The 19,678-nt window shown below is 62.4% G+C and carries 18 protein-coding genes; 13 read left to right on the plus strand and 5 right to left on the minus strand.

Features of this window, described 5'->3' with window-relative positions:
• The 6 genes from B9A97_RS17355 to B9A97_RS17380 all read left to right on the plus strand — a co-directional run bounded on the left by B9A97_RS17355 (position 1) and on the right by B9A97_RS17380 (position 8,333).
• Positions 1 to 2,478: a hypothetical protein gene (locus B9A97_RS17355; RefSeq protein ID WP_084366622.1), complete on the plus strand. Its 2,478-nt coding sequence runs from the start codon at positions 1 to 3 to the stop codon at positions 2,476 to 2,478.
• 84 nt (positions 2,479 to 2,562) lie between these two features.
• Complete coding sequence (locus tag B9A97_RS17360) at positions 2,563 to 3,834, plus strand: ABC transporter substrate-binding protein (protein WP_084366623.1); 1,272 nt, start codon at positions 2,563 to 2,565, stop codon at positions 3,832 to 3,834.
• A 403-nt stretch (positions 3,835 to 4,237) separates the two neighbouring features.
• Positions 4,238 to 5,245, plus strand: coding sequence for a carbohydrate ABC transporter permease (locus tag B9A97_RS17365; protein ID WP_084366624.1), 1,008 nt, complete (start codon positions 4,238 to 4,240; stop codon positions 5,243 to 5,245).
• A complete protein-coding gene (locus B9A97_RS17370) occupies positions 5,245 to 6,309 on the plus strand; it encodes a carbohydrate ABC transporter permease (RefSeq protein WP_084366625.1) in 1,065 nt (354 codons plus the stop codon). The genes B9A97_RS17365 and B9A97_RS17370 overlap by 1 nt, the downstream gene beginning before the upstream one ends.
• A gap of 26 nt (positions 6,310 to 6,335) precedes the next feature.
• Complete coding sequence (ugpC, locus tag B9A97_RS17375) at positions 6,336 to 7,421, plus strand: ABC transporter ATP-binding protein (RefSeq protein WP_084366626.1); 1,086 nt, start codon at positions 6,336 to 6,338, stop codon at positions 7,419 to 7,421.
• A 21-nt stretch (positions 7,422 to 7,442) separates the two neighbouring features.
• Positions 7,443 to 8,333, plus strand: a complete 891-nt coding sequence (locus B9A97_RS17380; protein WP_084366627.1) for an alpha/beta hydrolase family protein — start codon at positions 7,443 to 7,445, stop codon at positions 8,331 to 8,333.
• 72 nt (positions 8,334 to 8,405) lie between these two features.
• Here the strand turns inward: B9A97_RS17380 and B9A97_RS17385 are convergent, their stop codons facing one another.
• Entirely contained in the window at positions 8,406 to 8,735 is a 330-nt protein-coding gene (locus tag B9A97_RS17385) for a helix-turn-helix domain-containing protein (RefSeq protein ID WP_084366628.1), read from the minus strand.
• The gene (locus B9A97_RS17390; protein ID WP_084366629.1) at positions 8,725 to 9,084 is read right to left on the minus strand and encodes a type II toxin-antitoxin system RelE/ParE family toxin; all 360 of its coding nucleotides are present in this window, start codon (positions 9,082 to 9,084) and stop codon (positions 8,725 to 8,727) included. The genes B9A97_RS17385 and B9A97_RS17390 overlap by 11 nt, the downstream gene beginning before the upstream one ends.
• Before the next feature lie 267 nt (positions 9,085 to 9,351).
• On the opposite strand from B9A97_RS17390, the gene B9A97_RS17395 reads away from it, so the two are divergent.
• The 4 genes from B9A97_RS17395 (at position 9,352) to B9A97_RS17410 (ending at position 11,912) form a co-directional block, all read left to right on the plus strand.
• On the plus strand, positions 9,352 to 10,338 hold the full coding sequence (locus B9A97_RS17395; RefSeq protein ID WP_084366676.1) for a TerC family protein: 987 nt from the start codon (positions 9,352 to 9,354) through the stop codon (positions 10,336 to 10,338).
• Between the two features lie 50 nt (positions 10,339 to 10,388).
• Positions 10,389 to 10,691: a hypothetical protein gene (locus B9A97_RS17400; RefSeq protein ID WP_084366630.1), complete on the plus strand. Its 303-nt coding sequence runs from the start codon at positions 10,389 to 10,391 to the stop codon at positions 10,689 to 10,691.
• 221 nt (positions 10,692 to 10,912) lie between these two features.
• Positions 10,913 to 11,248 (plus strand): ATPase inhibitor subunit zeta, encoded by a 336-nt coding sequence (locus B9A97_RS17405; protein WP_084366677.1) that lies wholly within the window; start codon positions 10,913 to 10,915, stop codon positions 11,246 to 11,248.
• Between the two features lie 22 nt (positions 11,249 to 11,270).
• A complete protein-coding gene (locus B9A97_RS17410) occupies positions 11,271 to 11,912 on the plus strand; it encodes an exopolysaccharide biosynthesis protein (RefSeq protein WP_084366631.1) in 642 nt (213 codons plus the stop codon).
• 132 nt (positions 11,913 to 12,044) lie between these two features.
• Here B9A97_RS17410 and B9A97_RS17415 read toward each other — a convergent pair whose 3' ends face one another.
• The 3 genes from B9A97_RS17415 to B9A97_RS17425 are packed head-to-tail and all read right to left on the minus strand — an operon-like array spanning position 12,045 to position 14,891.
• The gene (locus B9A97_RS17415; RefSeq protein ID WP_084366632.1) at positions 12,045 to 13,343 is read right to left on the minus strand and encodes a TRAP transporter large permease; all 1,299 of its coding nucleotides are present in this window, start codon (positions 13,341 to 13,343) and stop codon (positions 12,045 to 12,047) included.
• 23 nt (positions 13,344 to 13,366) lie between these two features.
• The gene (locus B9A97_RS17420) at positions 13,367 to 13,876 is read right to left on the minus strand and encodes a TRAP transporter small permease (RefSeq protein ID WP_210189714.1); all 510 of its coding nucleotides are present in this window, start codon (positions 13,874 to 13,876) and stop codon (positions 13,367 to 13,369) included.
• Between the two features lie 19 nt (positions 13,877 to 13,895).
• Complete coding sequence (locus B9A97_RS17425; protein WP_084366634.1) at positions 13,896 to 14,891, minus strand: sialic acid TRAP transporter substrate-binding protein SiaP; 996 nt, start codon at positions 14,889 to 14,891, stop codon at positions 13,896 to 13,898.
• A 161-nt stretch (positions 14,892 to 15,052) separates the two neighbouring features.
• On the opposite strand from B9A97_RS17425, the gene B9A97_RS17430 reads away from it, so the two are divergent.
• The 3 genes from B9A97_RS17430 to B9A97_RS17445 all read left to right on the plus strand — a co-directional run bounded on the left by B9A97_RS17430 (position 15,053) and on the right by B9A97_RS17445 (position 19,660).
• Entirely contained in the window at positions 15,053 to 15,952 is a 900-nt protein-coding gene (locus B9A97_RS17430; protein WP_084366635.1) for a dihydrodipicolinate synthase family protein, read from the plus strand.
• Between the two features lie 37 nt (positions 15,953 to 15,989).
• A complete protein-coding gene (locus B9A97_RS17435) occupies positions 15,990 to 16,673 on the plus strand; it encodes a GntR family transcriptional regulator (protein ID WP_084366636.1) in 684 nt (227 codons plus the stop codon).
• A gap of 314 nt (positions 16,674 to 16,987) precedes the next feature.
• Positions 16,988 to 19,660, plus strand: coding sequence for an alpha-L-rhamnosidase (locus B9A97_RS17445; protein WP_084366637.1), 2,673 nt, complete (start codon positions 16,988 to 16,990; stop codon positions 19,658 to 19,660).
• Positions 19,661 to 19,678: the final 18 nt, after the last annotated feature.

Below are 19,678 nucleotides of genomic sequence, written 5' to 3' on the forward strand. Positions count from 1 at the left end.
ATGACCCAGCACTATATGAAGACGGACCTCAACGCGGGCGATGCGATCCGCTACTGGCAGCTCGGCGAGATTGCTGAGGAGCGTTTCGATGTTCCCGACGCGCCGATGAAGGGGGAGATGGATCCCTTCTTCTTCCTGACCAAGGTGAAGAACTTCATTCCGCATGAATATCCCTGCCGCACCATCTTTGCCGAGACTTATCGTGGTAAGCGGCCCGACGTGCGCGGCCGGCCGGAACCGGTGAAGTGGTGGCTGCCCTTCGGCTCGCCGCGGCTTGATCTCTCCGGCTTCTGGTTCCGCCCGACCCGGCTTGCGACCTGGACCCAGACTGTCATCGAGGCCGACGAGGCCGGGACCGCAACGATCCGGCTCGGCACCTGCGGTGGTGCCGTGGTCTGGCTGAACGGCGCGGAAGTGGGCTGGATGGCGCCCTATAGCCGTAACCTCGAAGCCAAGCAGGATTTCGAACTGCTGCTGCAGGCGGGCCTGAACGAGATCTCGATCTTCTTCGACGATCTGGCCGAACGCGATGCGCGCTATTTCTTCCAGTGCGATTATGTCTCAGGCCCCAAGGCCCGCGTCGCCCTGCCTGTCCCGGTTGCCGGCGAGACCGCAGCAACGCTGGAGGCCGCACTCGAGGGCATGCATTTCGACCGCACGGCCTATTTCTCCGGCGATATCACGCTGCTGCTGGCCAAGCCGCTGCCGCTTGACGTGAAGGTCAATGTCGCTGTCGAAGGCGACTTCATGTCCCGCGAGCGCTTCGACCTCGATTTCGACCTGCCGGCGGGTGCCGGCAAGCTGCTGATCGGGCCGTCGGAAGATGCGCCTGCCGATTTCCGCCATTTCCGCATTACGCTCAATGCCGGCGGCTTCGTTGCCACCCGGTCGCTCGGCGTCGAAATCTGCCACGCCACCCGACAGGGTCAGGCGGCGGGGACGCTTGCGGCCCGTATCCAGGAAACCCTTGACGAGATCTCGGAATTCTCCGAGCGCGATACGGTCCGCGCCTTCGCCCGGCTTGCCAATGGCAAGGGCGGTGCGGATACCGATGCCATGATCGAGGAAATCCTGCCGACGATCGAGGATTGCCATGACTGCGCCGACTTCTCGCTGGTGCCGCTGATCTGGTCGCGCTGGGTCTGGGGTGCGGATATCGGCGAGGCGACCCGCAAGCGCATCGATGGCGCCATCCTCAACTATCGCTACTGGATGGACGAGCCCGGCAATGACGTGCAGTGGTATTTCTCCGAAAACCACGCGCTGCTTTTCCACACCTCGGCCTATCTCGCCGGCGCGCTTCTGAAGGATCAGCATTTCGTCCGCTCCGGCCGCACGGGCGCAGAACAGAGCGCCGTTGGTGCTGCCCGCGTGCGCGCTTGGCTCGATCACTTCGAAAAGTGGGAAATGGCCGAGTTCAACTCCGCGCCGTATTTCCCGATCGACCTCAAGGGCCTCACGGCGCTGGCGGCGCTGTCGCCGGATGCCGATATCGCCGAGCGCGCCAAGAAAGGCATTGTGCGGCTTTGCGAAGTCATCGCCCGCTCCGCCCATCACGGCATGGTCACCGCTGCCCAGGGCCGTTCCTACGAGCACACCCTGTGCGCCGGTCGCTCGCTGGAGCTTTCGGCCGTTGCCCGGCTGCTCTGGGGCCGCGGCTGGTATGGCCGCCGCGTGCATTGCGTGCCGCAACTGGCCGTCTGCCTGCGCGATCATGGCCTCGTCGTGCCGGAAAGCCTCGCCGATGTCGCCATTCACAAGGCGGATGAGCACCAGGAATGGCGCTTCGCCCAGGGCGAAAACAAGTTCGCGGCGCTCTACCACTACAAGGGTCGCAACTTCGCCATGGGTTCCGCCGCTCATTACCGCTGGAACGAATGGGGTTATCAGGAAACCGTGCTGCATGCACGGCTTGGCGACCATCCCGAGGCGAGCCTGTGGATCAACCATCCCGGCGAAACCATCCAGTTCGGCTATGGCCGCCCGTCCTTCTGGGGCGGTTCGGGCACCCTGCCCCGCGCGCACCAGTATCGCGGTCTTGCCGTACTCGAATTCTCCACTTTCGAGGAGCAGCCGGATTTCACCCATGTGTGGTTCCCGAAGGAGGCTTTCGATGAAAGCCGCGTCTCCGGCAGCCTGGCGCTGGCCCGCAGCGGCAAGGGTGCGGCGCTGATCCGCGGCAGCACGGATTTCGTAGCCGTGACCCAGGGACCATCGGCCCATGCGGAACTGCGCCAATACGGCCGCAAGACGCGCTGGATCGTAAGGCTTACCGAAAGTAGCGATTTGGCTTCGGTTGAGGCGCGTTTTACCCATCTTTCGGTTCGCGAAGGTGAAAATGGTGCTTTCATTATCGACGATCCCGAATATGGTACGGTCGTCTTTGGTGCAGATGGCACCGCCAGCGCTGAGGGCCGGGTGATTTCGCCTGCAAGCTTTACGGTAGCCGGCGAGGTTGCCATGCTGGCAGCAAAATAACGGATTGAGCGCGGGGGGAGGCTCCGCGCCGCCGACAAAAGATCGACGGGCAGGAGAAGGCTCGTCAAAAACGGAGGAGAAGACATGACCAAGACCAGGACTCTTCTGGCGGCACTGGCCGTCGGACTTATGGCGTCGACCTCGGCTCTGGCCGGCGACGTGCGCATCATGTGGTATTCCGACGGCGTTGAAGGCGAGGTCATGAAGGATCTCGTCGGTCGCTTCATGAAGGAAAACCCAGGCATCAACGTCATCCTCGACAACGTTGCCTATAGCGTCATCAAGGAACAGCTGCCGGTGCAGCTCGAAGCCGGCAACGGCCCTGACATCGCCCGCGTCACCGCCATCAAGGACCTGTCCAAGCACTGGCTCGACCTGCGCCCGCTGGTGAAGGATGCCAAGTACTGGGATGACAATTTCGGCGACAAGGCCGACTGGATGCGCCCCGACGGCTCCAACCAGATTTCCGGCTTCATGACGCAGCTAACGCTCACCGGCGGCTTTGCCAACAAGACCCTGTTCGAGCAGGCCGGCGTGGAAATCCCCGGCCCCAAGGCTACCTGGGATGACTGGGCTGCTGCTGCCGAAAAGGTTGCCGCCAGCCAGCAGGTGCCCTTCTCTGTCGCCATCGACCGCTCCGGCCACCGCGTCATGGGGCCGATGCTGTCCTACGGCGCAAACTTCATCGGTGCTGACGGCAAGCCGGCGCCTATCGATGCCGGCGCCAAGGAATTCCTGACAAAGGTGGTCGACTGGTCCACCAATGGCAAGTTCGACAAGGATGTTTGGGTGTCGGCCGCAGGCAACACCTATCGCCCGGCTGCCGATGACTTCATCAACGGCCAGCTCGCCTATTACTATTCGGGCTCCTGGCAGGTCGCCAACCTCGCCACCAAGATCGGCACGAATTTCGATTGGGTCGCCACCGGCAGCCCCTGCGGTTCGGCCGCCTGCACCGGTATGCCGGGTGGTGCCGCGCTCGTTGCGGTGAAGTACACCAAGAACCCGAAGGAAGTCGCAACCTTCATGGACTGGATCTCCCAGGAAGCGATCGTCAAGGAATTCTCCGAGCGCACGCTGTTCCTGCCGGCCCATAAGGGCGTGATCGAAAAGGGCGGCCTGGATTTCAAGACCGACAACGCCCAGGCCAAGGCAGCCCTGACCGCCTTCGTCGAAGCCTCCAAGGCTGCCTCTGAAAGCGCCCTGAAGATGCCGGCCTGGCGCTGGTCCGACACGGTCTATGCCGCCGTCGTCACCCGCATCGGCCAGACGCTCGCCGGCGAGCTGAAGCTCGAAGACGCCTTCACCCGCATCGACGCCGACATTGCCCAGAAGGTGAAGGACGCCGGCCAGTAAGGGTCTGCCTTTCCGACAAGGCAAACGCTCTCCCCCTCCTTGGGGGGAGCACGCTGCCTTGGACTGAAGCCGATAACCGCGATCTCCCTCTTCTCCCTAGCCGGGAGAAGATGCCCTTGGGGCAGATGAGGGGGTCTTGAACAGGACTTGCTCGACATGCGATTTGGCTCCGCCCCCCTCATCCGGTCCTTCGGACCACCTTCTCCCCGCTGGGGAGAAGAGGGAGCAAGACGATGACCACGCACTTCGATCTCTCCACTACCCAACGGCGCGTTCAAACTACCGCTCGACGTCCAGGCGAAGGCGAGCGGCAATTCTCTTCTACCCAGCGGGGAGAAGGTCCCGGCAGGGGGATGAGGGGGTCCGCAATGGGCATCTCTGCCACAAAAGAGGGAGCAAAACGATGAGTTCACCGACATCCGTCGCCTCCATCCTCATGGCGCCCGTAAACCTGGCCATGCGCCTGATCGACGCGCCCTTGCGCCTGTGGCAGAAGGCGACCGGCATCGGCGGCATGGCGACGTTCTTCCTGGCGCCGAATATGCTGATCTTCGGCATCTTCGTGCTGCTGCCGCTCGTCATCAACTTCGTCTATTCCATGACCGGCGGCACGGCGCTGTTCCTGGCCGAGCGGTCGTTTGTCGGTACCGAGCAATATCAGCGCCTGTTCACCTGCCAGAATTTCCTCGACCCGATGTCCTGCCAGGAGGACGCCTTCTGGACCGCCGTCGGCAATACCTTCTGGTTCGTGGTGCTGCAGGTATCCTTGATGATCCTGGCAGCCCTGATCACGGCGCTGATCCTGAACCGGGAGATCATCGGCCGCTCCTTCTGGCGCGCCGTGTTCTTCTTTCCGGTTCTGTTGTCGCCCGTCGTCGTCGGCCTCATCTGGAAATGGATCCTGCAGCGCCAGGGTCTCCTGAATTTCGGCCTCTATGAACTCGGTTTCGAGCCCTATAACTGGCTGACCGATCGCACCTGGACCTTTGCCGCCACCATTGGCGTGTCGCTGTGGGCGCATATGGGCTTCTACACGCTGATCCTGCTGGCCGGTCTCCAGGCCATTCCGCGCGATCTCTACGAGGCCGCCGAAATGGACGGCACCAAGCCGGCCCGCGTGTTCTGGCGCATCACCATGCCGCTGCTGTTCCCCAACCTGCTCGTGGTCATCGTGCTGGCGCTGATCCGCGCCGTGCAGATCTTCGACGAGGTCTACGTGCTGACCGGCGGCGGACCGGGCACCAGCACGCTCTACCTCACACAATATATCTACGAGACCGGCTTTGCCTCGCAGCTGCGCAATCCGGGTCTGGCGGCAGCGGCCTCCATCCTGATGGGACTGGTGCTCGTGGTCTTCACGCTGATCCAGCTCGGCATAGGCCGAAAGAACGAAAGCAAGGGGAAACGCTGATGGGTGCGGCTGCGCGTTTCATTCTCCGTCGCCGCGGCGCTCACGGGAGCGGCAAAGGCTGGCACTGGACGGATATCGTCACCTGGCTGTGGCTGATCGGCGGATTGATCATCATGTTCGGCCCGGCCGTCTGGCTCGTCTTCTCCTCCTTCAAGACGCCCGCGGCGCTTGCCGAGTTCCCGCCGTCGATCCTGCCCTATGTCACCCAGCAGGCGACCGTGGAAGGCTATGACAAGCCGCTCTCGCTCTACGAGGCGACCCTGCCGGATGGCACCACCAAGGTATTGGCCGAGGTGCGGCGCATCGGCACTGTGGCGCAGATGGTCGATCCCCAGGCGCCCGGTGAGATCATCAAGGTCAACATCAAAGACCGCCAGCCGGCGCGGACGCTGTCCTTCGCCACCGAGAACTATACCGAACCCTTCGTGCATTTCGATTTCGTGCGCTATCTCTGGAATTCGGTTTTCGTCACCGTGGTGGCAACGCTGATCACGCTGGTGGTCAATTCCATGGCGGCCTTCGCGCTGTCCAAATACGAGTTCCGCGGCCGCTCCTTCGCCATGCTGCTGATCCTGGCCACCTTGATGGTGCCGCTCTCGGTCATCATGGTGCCGCTTTATTCCATCGTCTCGGCGCTGGGGCTGTTCAACAGCCTCTGGGGCGTCATCCTGCCGACGGTGGCGACGCCCACCGGCGTGTTCATCCTGCGCCAGTATATGCTGACCATTCCCGACGAGTTGATCGATGCTGCGCGCATGGACAAGGCCTCGGAATGGCAGATCTATTGGCGCATCATCCTGCCGCTGACGGCGCCGGCGCTCGCCGTTCTCGCCATCTTCTCCGTGGTCTGGCGCTGGAACGACTTCCTCTGGCCGCTGATCGTGCTGTCACGCAAGGAACTCTACACGCTGCAGGTGGGCCTCAGCATCTATTCCGGCGAGCTGAACGTGCAGTGGCATTTCATCCTGGCAATGACCGTGGTGACGATGATCCCCGTCGTGCTCGTCTTCATTTTCCTGCAGCGCTTCATCACGGCCGGCATTGCCGGAACCGGATTGAAGTGAAAACGGACCGAAATCAGGGGGCTTTCATGGGCCAGATCAAGCTAACCAATGTGACGAAATCCTTCGGCTCAGTCGATGTGCTGCACGGGATCAACCTCGACATCGCCGATGGGGAATTCATCGTCTTTGTCGGCCCCTCCGGCTGCGGCAAGTCCACCCTGCTGCGCACCATCGCCGGGCTGGAAAAGGTGACGGGCGGCGATATCGAGATCGCCGGGCAAAGGGTCAACGACGTCTCCGCCGCCGATCGCGGGCTTGCCATGGTGTTCCAGTCCTATGCGCTCTACCCGCATATGAGCGTGCGCCAGAACCTCGCCTTCGGCCTTGAGAACACCAAGATGCCTAAGGCGGAAATCGATACCCGCATTGCGGAAGCCGCGCGCATGCTGGAAATCGAGGCCTATCTCGATCGTCGCCCGGGCCAGCTCTCCGGCGGCCAGCGCCAGCGCGTCGCCATCGGCCGCGCCATCGTGCGCCGCCCCACCGCCTTCCTGCTGGACGAGCCGCTGTCGAACCTCGATGCGGAACTGCGCGGCTCCACCCGTGCCGAGCTCGCAGCGCTCCATGCGCGGCTCAAGGCAACGATGATCTACGTTACCCACGACCAGATCGAGGCAATGACGCTGGCGGACCGCATCGTGGTGCTGCGCGCCGGTCGCATCGAGCAGGTCGGAACGCCGCTGGAACTCTACAACGAGCCGGCCAACCGCTTCGTCGCCGGCTTCATCGGCGCGCCGCATATGAACTTCCTCAATGGTTCCGTCGCCTCGGGCGATGCTGGCACCGCCGTGGTCGAATTTGCCGGCGGGCACAGGCTCTCGGTGCCGCTGAAGGGCGGCTCGGTTCAGTCCGGCACGCGTGTGGTGGTGGGCATCCGCCCGCAGCATATTGCGATCGGCACCGGCGCCGATGGCGAACTGCCGGCCACCATCACCATGATCGAAGCGCTGGGCTCCGAAACCGTCGTGCATGCCGATATCTCCGGCCAGAAGGCGCTGCTGGTGGCGCCCGGCCAGCACCATCTGGCGCCACGCAGCGATATCAGGATGTCGGTGGCATCGGCCCCGCTCTACCTGTTCGATGAAAAGGGCAGGAGGCTCGACCGGGCCTAAGAACCGGAACGGAGGCGTGACATGACAATCTCGGTGGACCGCCTTCGCGACCTCTACCGCATGCGCGAGGTGACGCTGACGCTGACGGGCAGAGAGACCGAGGACCGCGGCGACTACCTGCTGGAGCGGCTGCGCTTCGTCCTTGGCGATGGAACACCGGTGCGCGGCTTCCTCACCCGGCCGAAGGGGGCAACCAGCCCTGGTCCTGCCATCCTCTACGCCCATGCCCATGGCGGCCGCTACGATATCGGCGCCGCCGAACTGGTGGAAGGCCGCCCCGCCCTGCTCGACGCGCCGGGACCCGCCTTCGCCCGCGCAGGCTATGTCACGCTCTGCATCGACATGCCGACCTTCGGCGAGCGTTCCACCGTGACGGAAAGTGCCGCCGCAAAGGCAGCGCTGTGGAAAGGCGAAACCCTGTTCGGCCGGATGCTCGCCGAAAACGCCGCAGCCCTCACCTGGCTCGCCGCCCTTCCCCAAGTCGATCCCGGCCGCATCGGCATGACAGGCATTTCCATGGGCGCAACCCTCACCTATTTCCTTGCCGCGATCGACGAGAGGATCAAGGCATCGGCCCATCTCTGCTGCTATGCCGACTTCGCGACGCTGATCGACACAGCCGCCCACGACCTGCACGGCCACTATCTCACCATCCCCGGCCTCCTGGCCGAGACCTCCACCGGCGAGATCGCCGGCCTGGTGGCACCCCGCCCACAACTGATCTGCCTGGGACTGGACGACCCCCTGACGCCACCTTTGGCAATCGAGCGGGCAAAGGCGGAAACGGTGGCTGCCTATGCGCGGGCTGGTGCGGGCGAGGCGCTGAGCTTCCTGGAGCAGGACGGCGTCGGGCATTCGGAGACGGCTGAGATGCGTGAAGCGGTGCTGGGGTTTTTTGGGCGGTGGTTGTGATATTGCGGGAACTTCAGTCGGCCTGAAGCTGACGGCCTTTGATCGCCCGGAAAGGCGGACCTCTCTCGTCGCTCAGGCAGGTTCTGTTGTTGTAATATCGGGATCGAAATCGACCCGCTTTGCTCTTCCATCGGGCATTTTGAGTATCAGTTCAACGCCGCCGCCGATGGCGTGCATATAACGCACCACGGAGGACAGCAGCACATCGTCGGCGTTCTCGATTTTCGACACGGTGTTCTGGGTCATCGCTGCCCCCAAAGCGACGTCCTGTTGCGTGGCCTGCATCGCCTTCCTGACTTCCGCCAAGGCGCGGCCCAGACGGCGCTCCTCCCGCTTGGCGTCCAGCCGCCGGCGCACGTCTTCAGGCAGTTCCGCACGCAGCGTCTTCCATTCAGTGCTCATACTTCTTCTCCTTAAGCCAGGCATCAAACCGAGCGTCAGCTTTGCTGATCAACTGCCTGTAAAACAGGTCCTGGCTTCTGCCCTGTTTTTCACCACCGCACAGAATGATTGCGCTTTGGCTCGGGTCGAAAGCGAAGGCAAAACGCCAGATTTGTCTCCCGAACCTGATCCTGATTTCCTTCATGTTTGCATGTAGGGAGCCCGAAAGCGTGTCGACCTCTGGCCGGCCTAAAAATGGTCCATCATCCTCAAGGTGGTCCAGCACTTCGCCAACCAATTCCTTCAGTGCCATCGACAGCATTTTCCATTCGGCAACGAAGGCGGGATGGAATTGCACTTTATACGGCATCTCCCCTCCTTATATACTTAAAGATATAATGATTGGCAAGTTTCGCTGTCGTTTGGCCGTCCGGCAACGGCAGCCGCCGCCAAAGGATACGTGCGTTGGCGATTGATGCGCAACCTGTGAAAAAATTGGGGCGACCCCTCTTGAACCACCCCACAGCAATTCCCAATTCTTCGCCAACCCGCTGGTCCGGGCCCCTCTGGCAAGAGCCACCGGCTCTCTTGCGATGTCGGACCGTTTCGACAACGTATGCCGGTGGAGGACTCCGCCTTGGATCTGGCGTTCCTGTTTATTGACTGGATGGGCAAGCCCGTCTGGATGTGGTTGACCTTTATCGGTCTGGTCATCGCCATTCTTGCTTTCGACCTCGGCGTTCTCCACAAGGAGAACAAGGAAATCGAGGTGAACGAAAGCCTCAAGCTTTCAGCTCTCTATATCTCACTCGGCGTCGCCTTCGGTGGCTGGGTCTGGTGGTATCTGGGTGCTGACTCCGGCATGGCCTACATGACCGGCTTCGTGGTCGAAAAGACCCTTGCGCTCGACAACGTCTTCGTCATCGCGCTGATCTTCTCCTTCTTTGCCGTGCCGCGCATCTATCAGCACCGCGTGCTGTTCTGGGGTATCCTGGGCGTCATCGTGCTGCGCGCGATCATGATCGGCGTGGGTGCGACCCTCGTGGCTGAATTCTCCTGGTTGCTCTATGTCTTCGCCGCTTTCCTGGTCTTCACCGGCATCAAGATGCTGGTCATGAAGGAAGCCGACCCTGACATTGCCAAGAACCCGCTCGTCGCCTTCATGCGCCGCCGGTTCAACGTGACCGAAGGCCACCACGGCGAGCATTTCTTCGTCAAGCAGCCGCATCCGAAGACCGGCAAGATGGTGTGGTTCATCACGCCCCTCTTCATGGCGCTGGTGCTGGTCGAAGTGGCCGACGTGATCTTCGCCGTCGACTCCGTCCCCGCGATCTTCGCGATCACGACCGACCCCTTCATCGTCTACACCTCGAACATCTTCGCGATCCTTGGCCTTCGTGCGCTCTATTTCGCCCTGGCCGCCATGATCCATCGCTTCCGCTACCTGAAGCCGGCGCTGGCCGTGGTGCTGATCTTCATTGGTTCCAAGGTGTTCGTTGCCGATCTCATGGGGCTCGAAAAGTTCCCCGCGATGCTCTCGCTTGGCATCACCTTCGCCATCATTGGCTCGGGCGTGGTCTGGAGCCTGATCAAGACCCGCAACGACGAGAAACTCGAGGCCTAAAAGGCCTCGACACTCCCCCGCAGCCATCTTGATATCCATGGAGACCAATCATGCTCTCTGATTTTCTTGCCTCCGTCTTTTCCGCCCTCGTGCTTGATCCCGTCCAGGCCGAGGTGCGCCAGACACTGGAACGCGCCGGCGCCTCGATCGAGGTGGTGCAGCAGTCCACGGACTGCCTCAGCACCGCCGGCCCCGTGCTGGTGCGCCAGGCGGTCGACGATCCCTGGTGGGCGACCACCACAATCGTCGGCATGACCATCGGCTACCAGCAGCCCTCAGAGCTTCTGGCCTCGGGCGGTCCCGCCTGCCAGCCCATCGTGCAGTTTCTGACGACGGCGGAAGCCCAGGGCTAAAGCATGTCTCCCAAAAGTGGGCACCGGTTTTGGGACAAAGACATGCGAAAACAAAAGTCTACAGCAGGCCGCATGAATCCGAATCAACGCGACCTGCTGTAAAAGGCCCAGCGCCGCAATATTGACGCCATCAGACCAAAAATATGCTGCAGATCAAAGGCTTAATGCGGGTGGCAGGCAAGCGCCTGCTACCCGAAGCCAGCAGCCAAAGGAGTGACATCATGACCCAAGCCACCCTTAAACGTGTTATCCATGTGGAGTTTGCCCCGGAAGTCCGGTCGGCAAAAGAGGATGGCCTGACCAGCGTGCGCGCCCGGCGCAACCTGCTCGTCGGTCATTGGGCCGGCGGCCTTCTGGGACTGCGCGATGAGGCCCTTGCTCACTATGCCCATGCGCTCCACATCAGCGATCATGTGACGACCGGTGACGGTGACGTCATCGCCAAGTTGAAGCAGGATTTCGAGCAGAACTCGGTCGTGGTGGAACATGACGAAATCCTCCGCGTTCTGCGTGACGGCCATCGACAGGCCCTGCGCGAAACCAGTTGTACCGAGTAATCAGCAAGCGAAAGATGGATCGTTGACAGACGAAAAAGCCGGCGAGGAAGACAATCAGCAGAGCGAAGGCGGCGTGGCTTCCGCCCATCTGGCTGGCGTGGCGGAACTTGCCCGCGGACAGGGCAGCATATCCATCGAGGAAGTGCTGGAAGCCCTGGGCCCAACCAGCCTTGCATTCGCCATCGTCTTCCTGGCGCTGCCGGCAATGATCCCCATCCCCGGTCCGTTCGGCATGGTGTTCGGCTCGATGCTGGCGCTGGTGGCGCTGCAGATCATGGCCGGTAGCCGTTCGATCTGGCTGCCCCGCTTCCTGCGCCGCCGCCGCCTTTCGGCATCGACCATTGATGTGATGATCCGCCATACCGCACCGCTGGTCTCGCGGGTCGAGGGCTGGATGCGGCCGGGCCGGCTGAAGGCGCTGACCGGACGCACGGCGCTGATGCTGATCGGCCTGCCGGTGTTTCTGCTGGCGGTGGCCGTGGCGTTGCCCATTCCTTTCGGCAACATCCTGCCGGTGCTCTCTTTGACGGTGATCGGCGCCGGCCTCTTGGAACGGGACGGCCTGGCGACGCTGATCGGCATCATCCTTGCCACGCTCAGCCTTGGCACCTCGGTCGGACTGGTCTTCGGCGGTGCGGCCGCCATTGCCGCAGTATTCACCTAGCGGCGCCGGTGGATGAGACGTCCGCCCCTACCGGAGAAACCGCGGCCCATCCAGCCGCGGGTTCCAGGGGCGGGTCTTGCCGCTCGCGGCCTTGACGCCGGCAGCGGATATCAACTGCCCCTCACCACGCAATCATTGCATGGCGCCGGCAAGCCTCGGCAGCCATAGAACCAGTTCCGGCACATAGGTGATCAGGAACAGCAGCCCGACCAGCAATGCGATATGGGACCAGATTTCACGGATCATGTCGCGCAAGGGGATGCCATTCAGCGCCTTGATGATGAACAGCAGCACCCCATAAGGCGGCGTGATCAGGCCGATCATCATGTTGAACACCAGCACCACGCCCAGATGCACCAAGTCGATGCCGAGTGCCATGGCGGTGGGAATGAACAGAGGCGTGATGACCAGCTGGATGGTTGATACGTCGAGAATGCAGCCCAGGATCAGGTAGAGGATGTTGAGCACCAGCAGGAAAACCCAGGGCTCCATCTCGTAGTAGGAAAACACCTCGTAGACCATCTGCGGAATGCGCTCGATGGCGATCACATAGTTGAAGATGAAGGCGCCGCAGAGCACGACCGTCACCACGGCGGTGGTCTTGACCGTGCTCAGCACCACGGCCGCGAATTCCTTGAGGCTCAGCGAGCGATAGGCGAAGACGGCGAGCAGCAGCGCGTAGAAGGCCGAAACGGCAGCCGCTTCGGTGGGCGTGAAAATACCCGTATAGATGCCGCCGAGCAGGACGATCGGCATGAACAGGGCCGGCAGCGCCCGCAGGATGATCAGCGGGAACATGCGGAAGGGGATCGCATCTTCCACCGGGAAGCCGCGTCGCTTGGCGGTGATATAGGCCGCAATGCCCTGCAGCAGCACGATCAGCAGCGCGGGAACGACACCGCCCAGGAACAGGGCGCCGATCGAGGCCGAGGACACCAGGGCGTAATAGACCATAGGGATGGAGGGCGGGAAGATCGGCCCGACCACGGCGGTGGCTGCCGTCAGCGCGCCGGCATAGCCGGGCGGATAGCGGTTGTCCTTCAGCATCATGTCGGTCACGACCTTGCCGACGCCTGCGGCATCGGAGACGGCGCTGCCGCTCATGCCGGAAAAGATCAGGCTGGTGAGGATGTTGACCTGCGCCATGCCGCCCGGCATGCGCCCCACCACCGCCAGGCAGAAGGTGAGCAATCGGTCGGAGATCTTGCCGGCATCCATGATATTGGCGGCGAAGATGAACAGCGGCACGGCAAGCGCTGCGAAATTGCCGAACACGCCGTTCAGCACCATTTCGGCACCGAGACCGATGTCCCGGCCCGAGATCAACAGGTAGATGATGCTGGAGACGATCATGGAAATGCCCATCGGCAGGCCTGCCAGCGTTGTGGCGACCAGAATGACGAGCATGATGAGAAGGGCGTATTCGGCCATTGTTCAATAACCTGTCGGGCGGCTCAGACGTGAGCGCGCCAGTTGGCAGAGAAGAGCTTCCACAGGCGCCAGAGCGCCTGGATCGTGAAATTGACGACAAACAGCAGGTAGCAGCCGTAGATCCACGTCATCTGGATGCGCAGGACAGGGCTCTTCTTACGCAGGACAAAGGTGAGATAATCCCAGGTCGCCGGGATCAGCAGGGCAAATCCGATCACCAGCACGACCATGGAAAAGATGGCCATCAGGCGCTTCGTCTCCGGCGAGACGACCTCATAAAGCACGTCGAAGGTCACGTGCTCACGAATATTCACCATAAAGGCAGCCGCCCAGAAAACCGTCCAGACGAAGGCGATCATCGTCACCTCTTCCGTCCAGAGCGCAGGGCTGCCCAGCACATAGCGGAAGAAGATCTGGACGATGAAGCCGCTGAAGGCGACCACGAACAGGAGAACGCCGACGGTGTCGGCGCCCCCTTTGAGTGTCCGCAGCCAGGCTGGCATCATGCTGCCGGGTTCGGTAGATGCGTTCATCTTGCTACAGACCCTGCCACTACTTCGTGGCGAGCGCGTTGATCTTCTCGATCCAACCCTGCGGCCACGAGGCTGCACGATCCGACTTCAGGTAGAAGTCTTGCACGTGCTTGCGGAAGGCGTCGACGTCAGGCGTGGTCACCTCAAGGCCCTTTTCCTTAAAGAAGCCGATCAGGCGCTCTTCGTTTTCAACGCGCTTCTGGTTGTTCCAGTCGCAGGAGGCCTGGGCCGCCTTGGTCATGGCATCCTTGCCGGCGTCGTCGAGCTTTTCCCAGGTCTGGTTGTTGACGGTCACGTTGATGCCGTCGACCAGGTGGCTGGTCAGCACGATCTGCTTGGTAACTTCATAGAACTTCGCAGCTTCGACCGTCGGCAGCGGATTGTCCTGGGCGTCGATCGTGCCGGTCTGCAGGCCGAGATAGACTTCGCCGAACGGCAGCGGGGTCGGGTTGGCACCGAGCGCCTGGCCGAGGAACAGCCACGCATCCGAGCTTGGCATGCGCAGCTTCACACCGGCGAGATCGGCCGGGGTCTTCACATCCTTGGCGGTGCGCAGATTGATCTGGCGGGTGCCGAGATAGCAGACGTCGAGCAGCTGAATGCCCATCTCGTCCGATACCTTCTGCTTGAATTCCTTGCCGATATCGCTCTGCAGCACAGCGCGGTAATGCGCCGGGCTCTGGAACAGATAGCCGGCGGTAAACAGGCCGTATTCCGGAATGGCATCGGCGATCAGCTGAAACGAGACATAGGTCATCTCGGCATTGCCGCGCTGCAGCGCGTCAAGGTCGGCGCCCTGCGCAAACAGCGAGCCGGAATCATAGAGCTGCGTGTCGAAGCGGCCGGGCGCGAGCTCTTCCAGCTTGTCCTTGAACACCTTCATGGCCTGGGTGTGCAGGTCGGTCGGTACGCTGGGCACCGTGTATTTTAGCTCGATCTTCTCTTGCGCGGCAGCAACGGAAACGAAAGCGGTGAACGACAGCGCAGCGAGCGCGAGCGATTTCAAGGTCCTCATGGTCCCTCCTCCAGGGTTTCAAAGACGTCATCTCGACGGACGAAGACGGCCTTGGCGACCGTTCGTGGCTGCACACTGCAACAAGTCCGAACTGATGTAAATAGTCATTTGACGTTTGATTGTTGAACTGATTATATCAGTTGACCAATCAGGAGAGACCCGTGTCGCAGTCCAGACTTCAAGGCGTGATCGCCGCTTCCATCACCCCCGTCACCCCGGACCACCAGATCGACGTTCCGCGTCTTGCCGCCCATATCGGGCAGTTGCTCGCCAAGGGTTGCAGCCATGTTTCGACCTTCGGCACCACGGGCGAAGGCGCCTCTTTCGCCACGGGACAGAAGGTAGCGGCACTGCAGGCGCTGAAGGCGATGGGCGTGGACATGGGGCGCCAGGTGCCGGCGATCATGACGCCGGTGCTGGATGATGCGGTGCGCAGCCTGGTCGCCTATCGCGAGCTTGGCTGCCGTGCCGTCCTGGTGCTTCCGCCCTTCTATTACGGCGCGACCGAGGCCGGGATCGCCGGCTTCTACGACGCGCTGATCGAGCGCACGTCAGGTGCCAGCGATATCGATCTCCTGCTCTACAACATCCCGCAGTTGAGCCGCGTGAAGTTCACCAAGTCACTGGTCGAGACGATCCTCTCCCGCCATGGCTCGCGCATCGTCGGCATCAAGGATTCGACCGGCGACATCGAGAACGGGCTGATGCTGGTGGAAAGCTTCCGCAACCTCGCGATCTTTACCGGCGATGACCGGGTGCTGCCGACGCTGGTTTCCAAGGGCGGCGCCGGCATGATCGGCGGCATGCCCAATGTCTTTGCCAGCGATCTCAAGGCGCTCTACGACAATCCCGGCAATCGCGAGATCCTGGACAAGCAGGCAAAACGCATCGTCGCCGTCGACAATCACGGTTCGCTGGTCGCGCTGAAGGCGGCGCTGGCGCATTATGGCGGGGATGAAGATCTGGCGCGGGCCCTGCCGCCGTTGCAGGCGCTTGACGCAAAGCAGCGGGCCAGCTTGATTGCTTTGTTCGAGGATACCGGCTTCCGCGCCGCCGCCTGATCCGGGCGGCCACGAGCCGGCGGCGGAGAGGAAAGACATGACCGAGGACAGCGCAACGACCGAGCCTGAACCGACCGAGCTTCGGTCGGTGAAGCAGGCTGCCTATGACCGGTTCCGCGAGGCGCTGTTCGACGGCCGGCTCAAGGCCGGTGCCTTCGTCTCGCAGCGGGAGCTGGTGGCGCTGCTCGGTTTGTCCATCGGTGCGCTGCGGGAGCTGCTGCCGCGCCTGCAATATGAGGGGCTGCTGCTCGTCATGCCGCAGCGGGGCATCCAGATCACCCAGATCGACCTGCCGATGATCCGCCAGGCCTTCCAGATGCGCATGGCGCTGGAGCGCGAGGCAGTCATCAGCGCGGTGCGGTCGATGCCGGATGAGGTGCTGCGGGAGCAGGAGGCGCTGCATCGCGCGATCCTGGAGGAAGTCAAGGTGGCCCCGGCCCCGGAAGTCTTCCAGCGCGGCCAGCAGATCGATGATGGCTTCCACAACCTGCTGATCAACGCGACCCAGAACGACCTGTTGATCCAGGCCTATGCGGTGAATGCGATCCGCATGCGGCTGATCAAGCGGGACCGGATCACGTTGACCCAGCACGTCCTGCCATCGGCCTTCGGAGATCACCTCGCTGTCATCGAGGCTATCCTCTCCCGCGATATCCACAAGGCCAGCGACGCCATCGACACGCACATCATGAACGCCCGCAAACGGGCGACGGAAATTTAGGCCGGAATAGCAAGGGATGGGGAGTTTTCTGGTTCGGATCGAAAGACAGGACGGCATGGAATGCTGGTGAACCCCCCTCTGCCTTGCCAGGCATCTCCCCCACAAGGGGGGAGATCGAATCGCGGCGGCGCTCTGCCCAGCAGCTACCGCTAAGGCTTTGCCTCCCACGGGCGAAGCGTCGGCGCCACTAGCCGATCTCCCCCCTTGAGGGGGAGATGTCCGGCAGGACAGAGGGGGGTTCACCGGAAACGACGCCATGATCTGCCCCGTCATCCAAAACGACCCCGTAAAATCATGTTCGAGGAAACACGACATTGCAGCCATATGACCTGAAGTGCGAGCATCTTGCTGTCGCGCGTGGCCTGAACACGCCGGTACCGCGGTTTTCCTGGGCGCTTCGCAGCGGTGGCGGAGGCCAGCGGCAGACGGCCTATCGTCTTGTTGTCGGGACGGATGAGGGTGCAGTCGCTAAAGGCTCCGGCTATATCTGGGATAGCGGCAAGATCGTCTCAGACCGCACCTCGCTCATCCCCTATGGCGGTCCCGTGCTGCCTGATGGCGCCAAGCTGTTCTGGAGCGTCGCGGTCTGGGACGAGGCGGATCGCTCGTCTGTCTCTGCCCCGGCCACCCTCTTCACCGGCCTTGCGGCCGATCGCTGGCGGGCGCAATGGATTGCCCGCTATTTTGTTCTGCCGGCCGGTCGGGAAGTGCCCTCGGACAATATCTATGACAACAAGTGGCAGGCCCGCCCCGCGGACTATCTGCGCAAGCATTTCACCGCCGCCAAGCCGAGGCAGGCGCTGCTCTATGTCACGGCACTCGGGCTCTACGAGGCCTATATCAACGGCGTGAAGATCGGCGACGACGTGATGGCGCCGGGCTGGACGGATTATCACCGCCGCGTCGAATACCAGGTCCATGATGTCACCGAGACCCTGCGCGACGGCGACAATGTCATCGGCGCAATCCTGGGCGAAGGCTGGTATAGCGGCCGCGTCGGCCACAATCAGCGCCGCGCGGGCAATCACTATGGTGGCCGTCCTGCCCTGCTCTGCGAGTTGCACCTGCATCACCAGGATGGTTCTGTCGAAGTCATCGCGTCCGACGATAGCTGGCAGACGCGCCAGGGCCCGATCTGCTACAGCGATTTCCTGATGGGCGAACAATATGATGCGCGGCTGGCGATCGACGGCTGGAGCGAGGCGGCAAACCCGCCCGGCAGCTGGCAGCCGGTCGAGGCATTCTTGCCGGACCCGCGCCCGCCGGAGCTGAATGCCGCGCGCATCCAGCCCGCGCGCGAACAGGCGGAATTCGCCGCACGCTTCCTGCATCGATCCGCGTCTGGTGCTGCGATTTACGATTTGGGGCAGAATATATCCGGCTATATGAAGCTTGAGGTGACGGCCCGCGAAGGCGATCGCTTCACGCTGCGCCACGCGGAAATCCTTGACGGTGACGGCGAACTCTACACCGCCAACCTGCGCCACGCGGTCGCCACGGATATCTTCATTGCCGCCGGCAAGGGACGGGAAAGCTTCAAGCCCCGTTTCACCTTCCATGGCTTTCGCTATGTGGAGCTGTCCGTTCCCGACGGCTTCGATCTCGCCGATGTGACGCTGACGGGGATAGCCATCCACACTGATGCGCCGGTCACCGGCCGGATCGAGACCGGCAATGCCTTGGTCAACCAGCTGCTCTCCAACATCGAATGGAGCCAGAGGGACAATTTCCTCTCCGTGCCGACCGATTGCCCGCAGCGCGACGAGCGCTATGGCTGGACGGCGGATGCCCAGGTCTTCTGGCGCACGGCGGGTTACACCATGGATGTCGCTGCCTTCCTGACCAAGTGGATGCTCGATATCGAGGACGGCCAGTCGCCGGATGGCGCCTTTCCCGATGTCGCGCCGACCAAGCCGCTCAACCCCTATCGGCTGACCCCGCAGCCCGGCGCGCCCGGCTGGGGCGATGCGCCTGTCATCATGGGCTGGCAACACTACCTGCGCTATGGCGACCGGGCCTTGCTGGAGCGTTTCTATCCCGCCTTCCAGCGCTGGATGCAGCATATCGAAACCGCCAACCCCGATGGCATCAGGCGCAACGCGGTCTACAACAACTATGGTGACTGGCTGAGCATCGGCCCATCTTCCGACCGCACGGTGGTCGCCACGGCCTATTGGGTCTTCGTTGCCGATTTGATGGAGCGGATCGCCGCGGTCTTGGGGCTGGAGCAGGACCGCGCCCGCTACGCCCAACTGGCCACGCGCATCCGCGCCGCCTTCCAAGCCGAATTCGTGACCGCCGACGGGCTGGTGCGCGGCGATACCCAGACCGCCTATCTGCTGAGCCTCGATTTCGATATCTTGCCGGCCGAGCTGCGGCCGCTCGCCGCCCGTCGCCTGGTCGACAATATCCGCGCCGCCGGCAACCACCTGCAGACGGGTTTTCTCGGTGTGAAACATCTCTGCCCCGTTCTCAGCGATATCGGCGAGACCGATCTGGCCTTCCAGCTGCTGCTCAACGAAACCTATCCCAGCTGGGGATTTTCTATCGCTGAGGGCGCCACGACCATCTGGGAACGCTGGGATGGCTGGACCCGCGAGCGCGGCTTCCAATCCGCCAACATGAATTCCTTCAACCACTATGCTTATGGCTCGGTCGGCGAATGGATCTGGTCGCGGATCGCAGGCATCGACTGGGACGAAAGCACCCCCGGTTTTCGCCGCTGCCGCATGCGGCCGCTGTTTGACGCCCGCATTGGTTGGTGCAAGGCGGATTACCAGGCCCAGACCGGCCTGTTCCGCAGCCATTGGAGCATGGAGGCGGAGACGGTCCGTTGGGAGATCGAGATCCCGCCCAATTGCGAGGGGCTGATCGAACTCCCATCGAATGCCCGATGGGTTGACGGGGGACAAACCAAGGCGGGCAAAAGCCTATTGCTGCCATCAGGCATCCACCGCCTGACGATCGCCCTTGCGCCGGGGAATTGAGGCGCATCTTATGAAGCA

It is taken from the genome of Rhizobium sp. RU36D (assembly GCF_900176345.1).
Taxonomy (GTDB): Bacteria; Pseudomonadota; Alphaproteobacteria; order Rhizobiales; family Rhizobiaceae; genus Allorhizobium.